At 67.7% G+C, this 15,068-nt stretch carries 17 protein-coding genes; 10 read left to right on the forward strand and 7 right to left on the reverse strand.

The genetic code is table 11. From position 1 onward, the window contains the following. Positions 1-254 precede the first annotated feature (254 nt). Entirely contained in the window at positions 255-1,211 is a 957-nt protein-coding gene (locus AH6_RS04750; RefSeq protein ID WP_067474115.1) for an inositol-3-phosphate synthase, read from the reverse strand. A 397-nt stretch (positions 1,212-1,608) separates the two neighbouring features. Here AH6_RS04750 and AH6_RS04755 point away from each other — a divergent pair, with 397 nt between their 5' ends. Then, complete coding sequence (locus AH6_RS04755) at positions 1,609-4,506, forward strand: hypothetical protein (protein ID WP_067474117.1); 2,898 nt, start codon at positions 1,609-1,611, stop codon at positions 4,504-4,506. Between the two features lie 210 nt (positions 4,507-4,716). Here AH6_RS04755 and AH6_RS04760 read toward each other — a convergent pair whose 3' ends face one another. Both AH6_RS04760 and AH6_RS04765 read right to left on the reverse strand, forming a co-directional pair. Continuing rightward, positions 4,717-5,262 carry a hypothetical protein gene (locus AH6_RS04760; protein WP_157431267.1) on the reverse strand — a complete coding sequence of 182 codons (546 nt, stop codon included), beginning with the start codon at positions 5,260-5,262 and terminating at the stop codon, positions 4,717-4,719. Positions 5,263-5,285: 23 nt separating this feature from the next. Next, positions 5,286-5,699: an ATP-binding protein gene (locus AH6_RS04765; RefSeq protein WP_083982222.1), complete on the reverse strand. Its 414-nt coding sequence runs from the start codon at positions 5,697-5,699 to the stop codon at positions 5,286-5,288. A 171-nt stretch (positions 5,700-5,870) separates the two neighbouring features. On the opposite strand from AH6_RS04765, the gene AH6_RS42085 reads away from it, so the two are divergent. The 4 genes from AH6_RS42085 to AH6_RS04770 all read left to right on the forward strand — a co-directional run bounded on the left by AH6_RS42085 (position 5,871) and on the right by AH6_RS04770 (position 7,706). Then, complete coding sequence (locus AH6_RS42085; RefSeq protein WP_245679194.1) at positions 5,871-6,659, forward strand: helix-turn-helix domain-containing protein; 789 nt, start codon at positions 5,871-5,873, stop codon at positions 6,657-6,659. Further along, on the forward strand, positions 6,650-6,835 hold the full coding sequence (locus AH6_RS42090; RefSeq protein ID WP_083982224.1) for a DUF397 domain-containing protein: 186 nt from the start codon (positions 6,650-6,652) through the stop codon (positions 6,833-6,835). Before AH6_RS42085 ends, AH6_RS42090 begins: the two co-directional genes overlap by 10 nt. Before the next feature lie 70 nt (positions 6,836-6,905). Beyond that, positions 6,906-7,091 (forward strand): DUF397 domain-containing protein, encoded by a 186-nt coding sequence (locus AH6_RS42095; RefSeq protein WP_083982225.1) that lies wholly within the window; start codon positions 6,906-6,908, stop codon positions 7,089-7,091. A 429-nt stretch (positions 7,092-7,520) separates the two neighbouring features. Then, positions 7,521-7,706, forward strand: coding sequence for a DUF397 domain-containing protein (locus tag AH6_RS04770; protein WP_067474125.1), 186 nt, complete (start codon positions 7,521-7,523; stop codon positions 7,704-7,706). On the opposite strand, the gene AH6_RS47005 is transcribed toward AH6_RS04770, so the two are convergent. Next, a complete protein-coding gene (locus AH6_RS47005; RefSeq protein WP_373861731.1) occupies positions 7,626-7,988 on the reverse strand; it encodes an AAA family ATPase in 363 nt (120 codons plus the stop codon). The two genes, AH6_RS04770 and AH6_RS47005, sit on opposite strands and share 81 nt — an antisense overlap. Between AH6_RS47005 and AH6_RS04775 the strand changes: the two genes are divergently transcribed. Further along, positions 7,918-8,973, forward strand: a complete 1,056-nt coding sequence (locus AH6_RS04775; protein WP_245679181.1) for a phosphotransferase family protein — start codon at positions 7,918-7,920, stop codon at positions 8,971-8,973. The two genes, AH6_RS47005 and AH6_RS04775, sit on opposite strands and share 71 nt — an antisense overlap. Here the strand turns inward: AH6_RS04775 and AH6_RS47010 are convergent. Next, the gene (locus AH6_RS47010; protein ID WP_169807795.1) at positions 8,934-9,137 is read right to left on the reverse strand and encodes a hypothetical protein; all 204 of its coding nucleotides are present in this window, start codon (positions 9,135-9,137) and stop codon (positions 8,934-8,936) included. The genes AH6_RS04775 and AH6_RS47010 overlap by 40 nt on opposite strands. Before the next feature lie 23 nt (positions 9,138-9,160). Between AH6_RS47010 and AH6_RS47230 the strand changes: the two genes are divergently transcribed. Continuing rightward, positions 9,161-9,583, forward strand: coding sequence for a hypothetical protein (locus AH6_RS47230; RefSeq protein ID WP_067474131.1), 423 nt, complete (start codon positions 9,161-9,163; stop codon positions 9,581-9,583). Positions 9,584-9,727: 144 nt separating this feature from the next. Here the strand turns inward: AH6_RS47230 and AH6_RS04785 are convergent, their stop codons facing one another. Further along, positions 9,728-10,399, reverse strand: coding sequence for an SDR family oxidoreductase (locus AH6_RS04785; RefSeq protein ID WP_245679182.1), 672 nt, complete (start codon positions 10,397-10,399; stop codon positions 9,728-9,730). A gap of 25 nt (positions 10,400-10,424) precedes the next feature. Beyond that, the gene (locus tag AH6_RS04790; protein WP_067474920.1) at positions 10,425-11,342 is read right to left on the reverse strand and encodes an alpha/beta hydrolase family protein; all 918 of its coding nucleotides are present in this window, start codon (positions 11,340-11,342) and stop codon (positions 10,425-10,427) included. Between the two features lie 776 nt (positions 11,343-12,118). On the opposite strand from AH6_RS04790, the gene AH6_RS04795 reads away from it, so the two are divergent. The 3 genes from AH6_RS04795 (at position 12,119) to AH6_RS04805 (ending at position 15,057) form a co-directional block, all read left to right on the forward strand. Continuing rightward, a complete protein-coding gene (locus tag AH6_RS04795) occupies positions 12,119-12,481 on the forward strand; it encodes a hypothetical protein (protein WP_157431268.1) in 363 nt (120 codons plus the stop codon). 178 nt (positions 12,482-12,659) lie between these two features. Continuing rightward, entirely contained in the window at positions 12,660-13,661 is a 1,002-nt protein-coding gene (locus tag AH6_RS04800) for an Acg family FMN-binding oxidoreductase (RefSeq protein WP_067474140.1), read from the forward strand. Positions 13,662-13,668: 7 nt separating this feature from the next. Beyond that, a complete protein-coding gene (locus tag AH6_RS04805) occupies positions 13,669-15,057 on the forward strand; it encodes a cytochrome ubiquinol oxidase subunit I (RefSeq protein ID WP_067474142.1) in 1,389 nt (462 codons plus the stop codon). Positions 15,058-15,068 lie beyond the last annotated feature (11 nt).

The following is a 15,068-nucleotide window of genomic DNA, read 5'->3' on the forward strand; positions in this document are numbered from 1 at the left end:
CCCCAGCCTCTCACATCATGCCCAGAAAATGCCCACAACTTGGCCCACGAAATGCCCAATCGGCCGTCCCGGAAACGGGCGGTTCCGGGACGGTCCCGCGCAGGGTTGCGGGACGGATCCTCGCCCGATGAGGCGGACGCTCCTCGACGCGGCAGCTCGATGACGCCGGGGGCCTTCCCGGCCAGGGCGCCAGCCACCGCCTTCAGCCCGGATCACTCGCTCCGGACCGTGCCGCGAACCTGAGCCCGGCTGGATCAGACCGTTGTCCCGGGCGGAGATTTGAGCAGCGGCGCCGCCTCGGAGAGGTAGCCGGCGCGCTGCTGCCGCAGTGCACCGGCCGCCATGCGGACCAGGTCGATGGTCACCCCGGCGCCGCCGCTCGGATCGTGGACCTTCAGCTTCAGGTCCAGGCTCACCGAAGTCCCGCCCCACGCCTGCGCCTCGACATTGATGTGCGCCACCTTGTGCGACTCCAGGTGGGGCAGGTATCCGAGCGGAGCCAGCTCCACCCGGCCCGCGGTGGACTGCTTGGCGGTCAGGGCGTTGAGCTTGGACTGCATCTTGGTGTTGTTGTTCTCGACCAGATTGCGGAAGTCCTCGGTGCCGCCAAGGTTGACCTGGTACGAGCTGATCAGGGTGAGCCCCCGCTCCTCCAGCAGCCGCAGGAGGCAGTGGTGCACGACCGAGGTGCCGAACTGGCTGGTCAGATCGTCTCCCAGCAGGGGCAGTCCGGCCGTGACGAACCGCTCCAGCCACTGCGGATCGCGGGCCACCGCATCGGAGGTGATGTTGACGAAGGCCGCTCCCGCCCGCAACGCCGCCTCGGCATAGGCCCGCGCGGTCTCCTGCCGACCGCTGGGCGCCGCGTACAGCACCACCTCGGCCCCGGCGATCTCTCGGGCTACGCGCTCCACTTCGGTGGTGTCGGTGAGGCCGCGGCTCACGGTGACGCCCGAGTGCGGCAGCTCGTCGGTCAGCCGCGGAAAGTTGTTGGGCGGTGAGAAGATCGCCTCGGTGAGGTCCTTGCCGACCTTCTCCGGGGACATCGCGAACGCCGCCACGAAGTCGATGTCGCCCACGCCCAGCCCGTCGAGCACGGGTCGGCGGACGCCGGGCAGGCTGCCCGTGGCGCGGTACAGGGCTATGCCCTGGACCAGCGCGGAAACGTTGTTGCCGACCCCGACGACTGCAACTTTCGCCCTATTGAGCATGGGTAGCAGGTTACGCCCGCATTCGCGAAGGTCTCGGTGGGGCGGGTACTGACCGTTGAGAAGCAACGGACGGGTCATGCCTACCGGGGCGTGACCGGTGCGCGGTCACGCCCCGCCCCGTGGGGGCCGACGTCAGCTGAGCAGGTGGTCGACCAGCGCGCGGACGGCGCCGGAGAACGCTCCGGCCACAGCGCCAGGCGTCCGGTGCGGTTGGGGGAGTCGGGGGCGGGTTTGCTGGTCATCGTCATCTCCGCTGGTAGAGAAGGGGATCAGGCGGAGCCGGCCGGCTTGGTGACCAGTCTTCGGCCTGCGCGGAGAGCCGTTCCGAAATGCGACGCGACCGCATCCCGCCACGCTGATCGTCCTGTTGGGCGGGCGGGCGACGCGTGGATGGGCGATGCTCGATGCGATGAAAAGCGACGAATCCGCCGTCGGCCGAGGCAGAGGCGTGCCGCGACCGCTGGTCCCGGCGGGCCCGCTGCGCGAGCTGAAGGACCTGCTGCACGAGCTGTACCTGGCTGCCGGGGAACCGTCGCTGGACAGCATCAAGGCCGCCATCGACCAGGACGAGCACGAGGATCTGAGCGGGGCACCCAGCCGCGACACCATCCGTCGGGTGCTGGGTGATCGGACGGTTCCGCCGTCGCAGGCCAACACCGTGGCCGTGGCGATGGTGCTGGCGCGCATGGCCCGCTGGGACGCCGCTGACGCGGCCGGACGGGCGCGCCAATTGTGGATGCGGGCCCGTACCGTTCCGACGCCGGGGACTCCGCTGGAGCAGGTGGACGACCCATTCGCGTTGGAGGTCCACCGTCCGGTCCAGGTCGACGACGATGCCCAGATCCCGTCGCAGGGGCGGTTGCCGGTGTATGTGCCACGCGAGCATGACGCCGCGTTGGCACAGGTAGTGGGGCGTGCGGTCGGTGGCATCAGCGCGATGGCGGTACTGGTGGGCGGATCGTCAACCGGCAAGCCCCGCGCTTGCTGGGAGGCTCTGCGGCCACTACGGCAGGCGGGCGGGTGGCGGCTGTGGCACTTCTACGACCCCACCCGACCCGAGGCCGCGTTGGAGACAATGGAGCAGGTCGGCCCGTTCACGGTGGTGTGGTTGAACGAGACCCAGTTCTACCTGCACACCCATGACGGCACCGGGCCGAAGGTGGCGGCCGGGCTGCGTTCGTTGCTGGCCGATCCGGCGCGGGCACCCGTCCTGGTGCTGGGCACGTTGTGGCCCGAGCACTGGGACACCCTCACCCGCGCCCCGGCCGCCGGTTCCGACGACCCGCACGCCGCCGCCCGCGCCGTGTTGTCCGGGAGCGACATCGAGGTCCCCGCCGCTTTCACCGGCCAGGCGCTCCACGACCTGCGGCAGGCGGCTGGCGACGATCCGCGGTTGCGACGGGCGGCGGAGCACGCCGAGGACGGGCACATCACCCAGTACCTGGCCGGTGTCCCCGAACTGCTGCGCCGCTATCGGCTGGCGACACCGGCCGCCCGAGCACTGATCCACGCCGCGATGGACGCTCGCCGCCTGGGCCATCGCCGAGCCCTGCCGTTGGACTTGCTGGCCGCCGCTGCGCCCGCCTACCTGACCGATACCGAGTGGGACCTGCTGGACGACGACTGGCTGGAACAGGCTCTGGCCTACACCGCTGCGCCCTGTCACGGAGCCCGCGGACCTCTCACCCGGATCCGCCCTCGTACGCCTGGTACGAAGCAGCGAACGGCGACCGTCTATCTGCTGACCGACTTCCTGGACCAGTACGGCCGTCAGGAGCGCAGCGAGCACCTTCCGCCCCTCGGATTCTGGAATGCCTTGACGGCGTATGCCGACCCGGGGGATCTGTACACGCTCGGCAAGGCCGCCTATGACCGCGGCCTGTACCGCGCTGCCGCTCAGATGCTCAAGAACGCCACCGCTCAAGGCGATGGTGAAGCAGCCAGCCTGCTGGTCCGTATCCTGCACCAACTGCACCCCGACGATCCTCGCCCAGCCCGCTACAGCGTCGCCCGCGTCGCGGTGGACGACCCTTGGGCTACGCGCCATCTGCTCGACAGCCTGAACAAGCTCGGCAGCAGTGAACAGGCCGTGGACTTGTCCGACCAGGTTGCCACCGCCGCACCTCTGAACGATCCGCTGGAAGCAGCGAGCTTGTTCCGCGTTCTGCGAGAGAGCGGTGCCCACGAACCGGCGCGTGTCCTGGCCGACCGCACCGCCGTCCACGTTTCGCTGGAACATCCGGGACGCACGAGCCTGCTCATGGCGACCATGCATAAGGGCGGTGCCGCCGAGCAGGCCACAATCCTGGCCGATCGAGCCGCTGTTCACGCTCCTCTGGATCACATACCAGGGGTGCTCGCGCTACTCAGGGACCTGCACGACATCGGCGCCGACCAGCAGGCCACCACGCTGCGGACCCGTCTCTTCGCAGCCCCTGTCAGCCTGAAGACGCTGAGAGATGCGACGGAGCTGCTGAGGATTCTTCACGACGCCGGCTTGGACGAACAGGTCATGACGGTGCTCGCCCAGATCCCCAACGACTTCGCTTTGCGCGATGACGCAAGCGGCTTGGCCGCGATGCTGGCGATGATGCGCAGGGTCGGAGCGGATGAGCGGGCCGAGGCGTTGGCCGATCACTGCGCTGCCCACGTCGCCTTGGACAAGGCGGCCATGCTTTTCGAAGCACTGCACGGACTGCGCGAGGCCGGGGCGGACGAGCAGGTCGCAGCGCTCCTGGCTCGCGACCCGGCCGCCCACCTGCCCGTGGATCCGCTGTGGCCCATGACCGCAGTGCTGGAAATCATGGCGGAAATCGGTGCCGAGCAGCAGGCGGCGGCCTTGGCCGCCCGTGCCGCCGCCCAGGCTCTCCTGGACGACGGGGGCGGCGTGGCACATCTGCTGGACAGCCTGCGCGAGATCGGTGCTGAGGAGCAGGCCGCCGTGCTGCTGGCTCGTGATCCCGGCGTCCGCCTCCGTCTGGATGACGGATTCGGCATCGCAACGCTCCTGAACAGTCTGCATCGGGCTGGAGCCGATGAGCAGATCGCCGTGCTGCTGAGCCGCGACCCTGCCAACCATGTCCTGATCAGCGGAAATACGGGTCCGACGATGTTGCTCCGCAACCTGCACGAGATCGGCGCCCAGGAACAGTTCGCCGTTCTGGCCGAACGTATGCCCGCCGCCGGACTGTTCCACGAGTTCCTCGAAGCATGTGACCACCAGGCCCGATACACCTTCGGCCGGGATCCTGGCGGTCGACCGGCTGAGCGGTGGGGCTGGGACGACCTGGACTGACGCACGCCTTCATCAGGTGCTGGCGTGAATAGCGCAGTGCACGGGGAAGCGGTGTCATGACTTGGTAGGTCACCCTCTCCCCGCCACGGAGACAGTGAGTTCCAGCGGGGAGAGGGTGCCGGGTGCCGAGAACTCCCCTGCTCTGGCACCCGTCTGGCGAAGGCGCGACGGTCCCAACGCGGGCCGGCGTTTCCCCGTCGCGTCTCCTGTCTATGGGGAGGGCGGAGCGGGGTTGTTGTCGCCTGCCTGCCGTCGCCACTGGGGCCAGAGCGCCACGCAGTCGAGGAAGATCAGGTCCACCTCGTCGGCTGCGTCGCGCAGCCCGGCGGCGCGGCCCCGGAGGTAGGCGACCCGGTCGGGATCGGTCACGGCGACCTTGATGGCTTCCTCGTCGTACCGCTTGGCCTTCTTGCAGAGCACGGCAGGGGCGTTCTCCACGGCCGTCATCGCCGCGCGCGCCCCTTTGAGGCGGAAGGCGAACAGGTAGACGGGGCGGTGCGGGATGTCGGGCGGCTTCTGCTTCCTCCAGCCGGGTTGTGCGGCGTTCGCCACCTTGTCCAGCCGCAGGGCCGCAAACCGGTAGGCGTCCACCTCGCCCGACAGGTAGGCGCGCTCCTCGGGTGATTTCGCGTACTCGGCACGCTTGTCGTTGAACTCGGCCATGCTGCGCATCTCATCCGCGCCCTGGACCGCCAGCCGCCACGCGCTCAGTTGCGAGGAGAAGCGATCCACCAGCAGTAGCACGGGGTGATCCACGTGGCGCGGGCTGAGCCGGAACCTCATTGCGTGATCACCGCCCACACGCACTTGCCGCCCGCGAGCCGGGTGTAGGTGCCCCACTTCGCCGCCATGATCGACAGCATCGCCAGCCCCCGCCCGTCCTCGCTGGTGAGATCGAACGGCTTGATCGTGGGCAGTTCCGGCGAGGGGTCGAGAACCTCGATCACCTCGCCTTGGGCGCTGCGGTAAACGCGGATGATGATCTTGTCTCCCGGCTGGCAGGCGTGCCGGAAGGCGTTGGTGACCAGCTCGGACGTGACGGCGCACGCGTCATCGGCGTCCAGGCCGTGACGGGCGAACCAGAAGCCGACGAAATCGCGGGCTTTCTTGATCGCTTCGGGCCTAGCTTCGATCATGAGCGATGACGGCGGGGTGATTCCTTCCGGCGGAAGGAGCTGTTCCTTCGTGATCATGGCTACTACCTTGGATCGGTGACTCCTGGTCGCTGAGTTGTGACTAGTGACACATTCGCGTGGTGCGGCGTAATCTGGCGCCGTCAGAGCGTCTTCCCCCTCCACTCACCGACACCGTCTGACACCGACTGACGACTGTCTGACGAGTACTAGCGAAGGGTCTTGAGGATCATGGGCAATCCGCCAAAGACTCCGGAGTCCATGGCCTTTGGTCGGGAGGTTGGCAAGCGGCGTAAGCGTGCAAAGATCTCTCAACAAACGCTTGCCGGCCGACTCAATGTCGTGAGGTCCTATATCTCTCAGGTGGAGACCGGGGACGCCCAGTGCAGGGAAGATTTCGCACAACGGATGGACGCTGCGCTTGACACTGGAAGCGAGATTCACAGCGCATGGCGGGAATTCATAGAACCACTGCAGGAGAAGAAGTATCCGACCTATTTTGCGACCTTCAAGCGCGCAGAAGCAGCAGCATGCATGCTACGTGCTTACGAACACCACCTCGTCTACGGCCTGTTCCAGACGAAAGCCTACGCAACGGCAGTTCTCTATAATCCGGAAGACCTAGAACAGCGAATGGCGCGTCAGCGTCAGGTATTCGAGAACGGCGCAGCTTTCATCGTCATCTTGGACGAAAGCGTTCTCAGAAGACTTGTCGGAAGCAAGGAAGTGATGCGGGAACAGCTCGAACATCTCCTAGAACTTTCCGAACACAGGAACATCACACTGCAGGTCCTGCCGGAGATATACGTTCCCGCTGCACGGGGGGCGTTTACTATCGCGACCCAGCAAAGTCGTGGGGATGTCGCCTATCTAACGACCGAAACAGGCGGAGTTACGACGTCCGACCCCCAGGAACTCGCGGATATCACGGCTAAGCACGCTACGATACAGGGCGAAGCGCTCAACGTGAGGGACACTCGCACCCTCATCAGAAAGGTGATTGAAGAACTATGGACCTGAACAACACTGCATGGCGCAAGTCCAGTTACAGTGGCGCTGAAGGTGATAACTGCGTGGAACTCGCCAGCACGCCCTGTGCGGTCGCCATTCGCGATAGCAAGGCTCCAGAGGCCGGACACCTCACCATGAGCCGTGATGAATTTGCGCGGCTAGGCGAGGCCGTAAAAGCCCTGTAGGATTCCCTGCACAGAGCCCTCTAGGTCATCGACTTAGGGGGCTCCAATTAAGAAAGGTGCTAACTGAACGATGGACCTGAGTAACGCCACGTGGCGAAAGTCATCCCGCAGTAGCGATAAAGGCGACAACTGTGTGGAAATCACTGGCCTGCAGGGTAGCGTCGCTGTGCGAGACTCAAAAGACCCTGAGGGCAGCAACATTATCGTTGACCGTCAGGACTTCCGACGCTTCGCGGACGCCATAAAGAGCCTCTGAATAAACAAAAGAATCCCTGCTACACGAGCCCCCTGGGTCACTGACTCAGGGGGGCTCAATGCTGCTCGCATGCAATTGGGCGGTACAGCACTACATACTAGTTAAGGAGACGCACGTTCTCATCAGGGGTTGGCGTGAACAGCGCGGTGCATGGGGAAGCGGTGACGTCCGCGGGAGATCGGCCTTGGGGACATCAGGGCAGCCGATGTTCCCCAAAACCGGAGACGGCTCCCCATCTCGCGGTCTCGGAGGAGAGTCAGGTGAGGCAGAATTGCCGTGAATTTCTCTATACAATTAATGCTGTTGGCGGGAACATTCACAATGAGTCCGCCCACTTGTCGCGAACATCGCGTACAATGGTTACACTGTCGACTGAATCCCTTAATGTGGCCGACATAAAGAAGTTCGTCAGAAAGGTGTTAGCGAAAGATGGACCTGAGCAAAGCTGTTTGGCGAAAGAGCAAGCGTTCGCACCAGGAAGGTGATGCCTGTGTGGAACTCGCCACCATGCCCAGTAGCGTCGCTGTGCGAGACTCAAAGGACCCTGAGGGCAGCAATATCCTCGTTGACCGTCAGGACTTCCGGCGCTTCGTGGACGTCATGAAGGGCCTCTGAACAAACAACAGAATCCCTGCTGCGAGGGTCCCTAGGTCGCTGACTTAGGGGCTCAATACTGCTCACATTCAATCGTCGGACGATCAACGGGCAGCCGATCTGTGCGGCGACCGTCCTGGCCAGAGTGGTCTTACCACTGCCAGACGGGCCGCTGACCACGATCAGCATCGGAGAGCTCGTCGCATTGTGGCACTTCGGACACGGCCGAGCCGTGGGTGCCCTGGCGGCCAAGTATGGGGTGTGCGTGACGAACAGCTTGCGGGCGGGCATCCTGAGCGGCATGGATTTCCAGCCCGTCGAGCGTTCCGCGAAGGCGTTCCAGCAGTCGCTGACCTCGCAGGAGATCGCGAGTGTCTGTCGGCGGGCATTCGGGGACACCGCCACGCCGGTCTCTGCGGTTGAGCTGGGTACGGGGATGTACAACAACATCTACCGCGTGGCCCTGGCCGGACGGGAGCGGCCGGTGATATTGCGGGTCGCGCCGCACAAGCAGCGCCAGTTCCGCAGTGAGCGCCGTCTGATGCGCAACGAGTACGCCACCCAGCCCTGGCTGGCGGTGATCGCGCCGCTGATGCCGCAGGTGCTGGCCGCGGACTGGTCGCACCAGGTGATCGACCGGGACTGGATGATCCAGACTCAGCTGGACGGTGTCCCGGCTCCGGAGCACCTGGGGACCTATCCACGCGCGGCGTGGCCGGTGTTCTTCCGGCAGATGGGCGCCATCGCCCGCTGCGTGCACGACGTGCGGGGCCCGCGCTTTGGGCCCGTCGGCGGTCCGGGGTACGGGACGTGGGGTGAGGCGGTGATCGCGTCGCTGGAGGACATCGCCGCTGACCTGGACGGTGTCGACCTGGACGCGGCCGATGTTCGGAAGGTCGCTGCGGCGGCCGCGCATGACCGCGCTGTGCTCGACCAGGTCACCGAGCCCAGGCTGCTGACCGGTGACCTGTGGACCGTCAACGCCCTGATGGACCCGGCGGCTTCCGAACCGGTGATCACGGGCGTGGTGGACTTCGACCGCGCATGGTTCGGTGATCCCGCCGCTGACTGGACCATCCGCATGGCGACGGCCAAGCAGGACGAGCGGACCGCGTTCTGGGAGACCTATGGCGTGCTGGACCGCTCGCCTGCCGCAAAGTGGCGGGCGCGGGTCTACCAGGCCCGGCACCTGGGCGCGATCCGCTTGGAGCGCCACCGGCTGGCCAAAGCGGACGCGGTCCGCGACAGCTACGGCGCGATGGCCGAGGTGCTGGCCGAACTGGCCTGAACGAGCACGGGGAGCGGCTCCACGCCGATACGGACCCGCCGCAGGAGCGCATCGGCCCGCTCTTCGATCTCGCTGGCGTCCGGGCCGGTGACCACGAACGATCCCAGCCGGTGTCTGTTGGCACCCGGTGGGTGGACGGTGCCGCCGATCGCCGTCCGCCTCAAGCTCGGGCCGCACCTTGACGCGGGTGGAGATCTTCTCGGCGAAGATTCGGGGGCAGCCAGCGGCGCGCAGCGCGGGCAGCTGGCTGTCGAGCTCCTGGCCCTTGGTGGAGCAGCGCGCGTACCCGACGCGGATCGGCGGCGCGGCCGGGCTGATCTCGGCGGGCGGCACCGGCGGCCGCGCCTGCCATGGCGCGCCGGGCCGGCGCCCGGCTGGGACGGGTACCTCGAGTAGGTCGCGCAGTGCGGGCACCAGGATGAACCGGGCGGTGTGGTACTTGGCGGCGACCTTGCCGCCGCGGGTGCGGCGCGGTGAAGGGTGCCATCACCTCGCATGCCGGGCAGTCGTGGGCCTCGACGGCGTCGGCCGCCTCATCTGGGGTGAGGTCCACCCGGCCAGCCTCGCAGAACCTTCTCGCACAACCATCGGGTTCTGCGAGGAATTCTGAGAATCGCGACCTGGGCGGACACGGCGGCGCCGGGGCGGTTCGCGGGTCTCGCACAACCGGTCATTTATGCGAGCACGAAGAGCGACGGTCGCTGCGCATGACTCCTTTCGGCCCTGGAGTCACGTTCGGGAGAAACTCGACAGGTCATAGGAATGACGGCTTGTCGCCGTCGGTGCCGGGTTTGTTCACTCCGAGGTTCGAGCGCGGCCACAGGTCGGGCGAGGCGATGATGTCGGCGACCAGGGCCGCCACGCTCTTGCGGGAGACCTCGGTTCCCTTGAAGGGTTCGTCTTTCCGGGTGAGCTCGTAGTCGACTTCGTCGGTGTCGGTGAGCCAGGCGGGCCGCAGGATCGTGTAGTCGAGGGAGGAGGCCTCGATGGTGTCGGCGGCGGCGCGGTAGGGCGGGAGCATTCCGCCGATCTGCCGCCGGTTCCATTCGCCGAAGGCGCCCGGGACCTCGTCGTAGATCCCCAGCGAGGTGATGAAGATCAGGCGTTGGACGCTCTGTTTCCGCATCGCCTCGACGATGCGTTCGGCTTGGACGTCGAGGTCGCCTGCAAGGTTGGCGTAGACGATGTCCTGCCCGGCCACGGCATCGGCGAGGCGGTCGCGGTCCAGTACGTCGCCTTCGACGACCCGGGCTGAGGCGGGCGTGTCGGTGAGGCGGCCGGGGTCGCGTGCGAACAGGGTCAGGTCGGCGTCGTTGTCGGCGAGCATGCGGGTCGCCTGTTGTGCGATCCGTCCGCCGGCGCCCAGTACCAGCACGTTCGGCATGGCAGCGTCCTCCCCGATGGTCTCTCTGGAGGGCGCAGCCATCCCGCCGCCCTCTGCGGGTTCTGGATCACTGGAGGTGCTTGTCGAACCAGTTGATCAGGACTTCGGGGTGTTCGCCGAAGTAGTTGTAGCCACGGAACCGCTGGTCGGTGCCGCGGATCCAGTGCAGGTCCTTGTCGGCGACCGGCAGGGCATCGTAGATCGACTGGACGTCCTCGGGGCGGGTCATGGTGTCGTCGTGGACCTGCGCGACGAGCGTGGGGACGGTGACCGCCTTGACGTGCTCGATGGGGGACTGCTCGTCCAAGTGGAACCCGGTCCGCTCGTGCACGGCCTTGTCGAACTTGGCGAACCCGTCGGCCATGCCGATGCCCTTGACGAACTCCTCGATCACGGGGCGCGCCGAGACCGGTTGCAACATGACCATCGCCTGGATCTCGGAGAACTCTTCGGGGTGGGTGGACCAGGCCACGGCGGTGGAGTCAGCGCCCAGGCACACCGACAGCAGGACCTTCCTCATGCTTCGGGTGTCGGGCCGCGAGGCGGCGTAGCGCAACGAGCCGATGACGTCGCGGTACTCGCGCAGCCCGATTCCGGTGATCCCGCCGTTGCCCTGACCGCTCATGCCGTGGTTGCGGATGTCGTAGGCCAGGACGTTGTAGCCGGCGTCGTGCAAGGCCCGGTACTCGGGCAGGAAGCTCACCTCGAAGCCGCCCAGGCCGCTGAACTCCGGGAGATGCCCGGGGTACCCGTACCGGTTGCCCGGCAGGAAGTGATTGTGGATGACGAGCTTGTCCGAATCGGCCGGGATGAACCAGCCCTCCAGCGGCACGCCGTCCATCGAGGGGAAGAAGACGTCCTCGTACTCCAGCCCCACCTCGTCGGGGCGGCGCAGCACCGGTGCGCGGCGCCCCGCGGTCGTGCCGGTGGTCCACAGCTGGACGAAGTCGTCGAACGCCGCCTGAGCCTTATGGTCTTCCGCCATCGTGATCTTCTCCTTGAACATCTGCCCCGCAGGGCTTTCTGCCGGCATACCCGGTGGACGGCTCGTGATTCCCAGCGAACAGAGCCCGGCCCCAAAACCGGTTGAAGCCCGGCCGGCCGACGCATCCCGCTGACACCGGCTACCGCATCGAGGCGTACGGCGCGGTCAGGCCGGGTTCGGCCGCGATCGGCTTATCAGCGCCGCGCCGTCATCGCGGTGGCCGTCCACGCCGCCAGCAGCTGAAGGCGCTCTGCGGTCGGTGAGGAGGCCTGCCTCGGGGCCGGACGCGTTCAGCAGGAGCACGCCCGGCCGGTTCACGACAGGTAGTCCTCGAAGCCGCCGGTGTGGTGGGTGTCCAGCGTGAAGCAGTGGAAGCCGCCCCCGGATGGGCGGTGCAGGGCCACCATCCGGACGTGCTGACCTACGTGGCGCCAGACGGGCTGAGGAGCCCGATCATCTGCGCGGCGGGCTCCAGCGGGACCGCGACGGCCGTGAGCTCTGGATCGTCCACGTGGAGGACCAGCGCTGAAGTCTCACCCGCGCGAGCGGTGGTCCGCGTCCGGCTTCGGCCAAGGATGGATGCGGCGGAGCCGGAGGAATTGCGGTCGATGGAGATCCAATGGCGACCATGTGGGTGTCCTCCGGTCGTTGGCCGGGACATCTCCTCGGCGTGTCGACCGTTATAAGCCAGTGAATACTGGCGCATTTTCGTGAACGCCTGTGGAGTGGGGGTGAGCGGGCTGGAGCCACCGGCCCGCCGCACAGAAGGGACTGCGATGGACGCCACTACGAGGCGGATCGCACTCGGATCAGCCGTCGCCGTGGGCACCCTCGCCCTGGCCACCGCCACGGCCATGCCCGTCAGCGCCCACGACGCCTCCGTCTCCTACGTCAACCGCGGGTACGGCGGTGTCACCAACAGCCACACCCGCGTCTACGCCTGCGACACCAACGCCGACGGCCTCGGCATCCGCACCGAGTTCTACGCCAACGGCCAGTTCAACTGGGTCGGCGACGGTAACGGCAGCGCCTCCGGGTGCGGGGCCATCAGAACGCCGTCCGGATGGCGGGTCACGTCCTTCCGCGTCTGCGTCGGCCCCAACACCACGACCAACTGCACCAGGTGGGTCGCCGCCTGAACCCGGCCTGGCCTGGGGCGCGCCGACGTCCCAGGCCAGGCGGCCGTCAAGTCCACCGCGCTCCTTAACGAACCTGCCTCGTTCCGGGACCAAGGTCCCACTCCTTGTGATCCTTCGCCCCTGCCTCCGCCCCCGCCCCCGGTGGTGGGCTGGGATCAGCGACGAGCAAGGAGCCGACATGACACGCGAACCCGCCTCCGGGCGCACCGACAAGGACCTCAGGGCTGCCATCGACGCCGCCGTCTGGGCCCCCTCGGTGCACAACACCCAGCCGTGGCGGTTCTCGGTGCGCGGGTCCACCATCAGCCTGCGCGCCGACGCCGACCGGCGGCTGGAGGTCGCCGACCCCGACGGTCGCGAGATGCTGCTCAGCTGCGGGGCGGCCCTCTACACGTTGCGCCTCGCGCTGCGCGCCGAGGGCTACCGGCCCGAGACCGTCGTGCTGCCCGACCCCGACCGGCCGCACCTGGTCGCCGACGTCCACGTGGCCGAGGGCGACGCCATCGAGGACGCCGACGTGCGCCGCCTGTACGCCCAGATCGAGCGGCGGCGCACCCATCGCGGCGCCTTCGTCGACGAGCCGGTGGGCGCGCCCGTCCTCGCGGGCCTGCACTACGAGGCCGAGGCCGAAGGTGCCCGTCTCGTCCAGGCGATCGAGATGCACACCAAGGGCGCCCTGGCCGCGCTCACCCAGGCCGCCGACCACGTGCAGCGCCGCAGCCGCCAGTACATGAGCGAGACCGCCCGCTGGGCCCCCGCCCCCGGCAGCACCCGCGCCGAGGGCGTGCCCCAGGAGTCCTACCCGCAGCAGTCGCCGCGCACCGAGCCGCACTTCCCGACGCGCGACTTCGCCCGCGGCCACGGCTGGGGCGTGCACGTCGAGCCGCCCGAGGACGCTCTGCTCACCGGCGCCGTCCTGCTGCTGGTCACCGGCTCCGACGAGCCGCGCGACTGGGTCCGCGCCGGGCAGGCCCTGCAACGTGTGTTGCTGCGCGCCACCGAGGCCGGGTTGGCGGCCGCGTTCCACACGCAGGCCCTGGAGATCCCCGAGCTGCGCGACTTCGTCCGTGACCGGTTCTGCGCGGGCGCGCATCCGCAGATGATCCTGCGGTTGGGCACGGCGGCCGGGCCCGGGTTCGCCACCGTGCGGCGCGCCGCCGACGTGACCGAGGAAGGCTGACCCGCCGGTGAACGCACTGGACCTGTCCCGCTGGCAGTTCGGGATCACCACCGTCTACCACTTCGTGTTCGTCCCGCTCACCATCGGGCTGTCGCTGCTGGTCGCGGGCATGCAGACCGCCTGGCGGCGCACCGGGAACCCCGCCCACCTGCGGATGACCAGGTTCTTCGGCAAGCTCTTCCTGATCAACTTCGCGGTGGGCGTGGTCACCGGGATCGTGCAGGAGTTCCAGTTCGGCATGAACTGGTCGGCCTACTCGCGGTTCGTCGGCGACGTGTTCGGCGCGCCGCTGGCCATGGAGGGGCTGCTCGCGTTCTTCCTGGAGTCCACCTTCCTCGGACTGTGGATCTTCGGGTGGGACCGGTTGTCGCCCCGGCTGCACCTGGCCACGATCTGGATCGCCGCGATCGGCTCCAACGTGTCGGCCTACTTCATCCTGGCCGCCAACTCCTGGATGCAGCACCCGGTCGGCTACCGCATCAACCCCGAGACCAACCGCGCTGAGCTGACCAGCATTTGGAAGCTGCTCACCAACTCCACCGCGCTGGTGACGTTCCCGCACGTGTTGTTCGGGGCGTTCCTCACCGCCGGGCTGTTCGTCATCGGCATCAGCGCCTGGCAGCTCGCCCGGGGCCGCGACGCGACGGTGTTCCGGCCCGCGCTGCGGGCGGGGCTGGCGGTCTCGCTGGTCGCCGCGCTCGGCGTCACCGTCTCCGGCGACGTCCAGGCCCGCATCATGACCGAGCAGCAGCCCATGAAGATGGCCGCCGCCGAAGCGCTGTACGACACCACCGCGCCCGCCTCGTTCTCGCTGTTCACGGTCGGCTCGCTGGACGGCGGCCGGGAGTTGTGGAGCCTGCGGGTGCCGCACGTGTTGTCGTTCATGGCCACCGGCGACCCGGACGGGCGCGTCGAGGGCATCAACGACGTGCAGCGCCAGTACGAGGCGGCCTACGGTCCCGGCAGCTACAAGCCGGTCGTGCCGGTCACCTACTGGAGCTTCCGCTTCATGATCGGGTTCGGGGCGCTGGCCGGGCTGCTCGCGCTCGCCGGGCTCTGGCTGACACGCTGGGGCCGCACCCCCACCGGACGCTGGTTCGCGCGCCTGGCGCTCGCGGCGATCGCGCTGCCCTACCTCGCCAACACCATGGGCTGGATCTTCACCGAGATGGGTCGCCAGCCCTGGGTGGTGGCCGGGGTCCTGCGCACCCGCGACGGCGTGTCCCCGTCGGTCGGGTCCGGCGAGGTCGTCACTTCCCTGGTCGTGTTCACCCTGCTCTACGCGGTGCTCGCCGCCGTCGCCGGGGCCCTGATGGTCCGGCACGTGCGGCAAGGGCCGCCGCCGGAGGACCAGACGCCCGCGGCCGACGAGCCGATGCCCGCCTTCTCGTACTGATCTCCGGAGAC

It is taken from the genome of Actinomadura hibisca NBRC 15177, from assembly GCF_001552635.1.
GTDB classification, from domain to species: Bacteria; Actinomycetota; Actinomycetes; order Streptosporangiales; family Streptosporangiaceae; genus Spirillospora; species Spirillospora hibisca.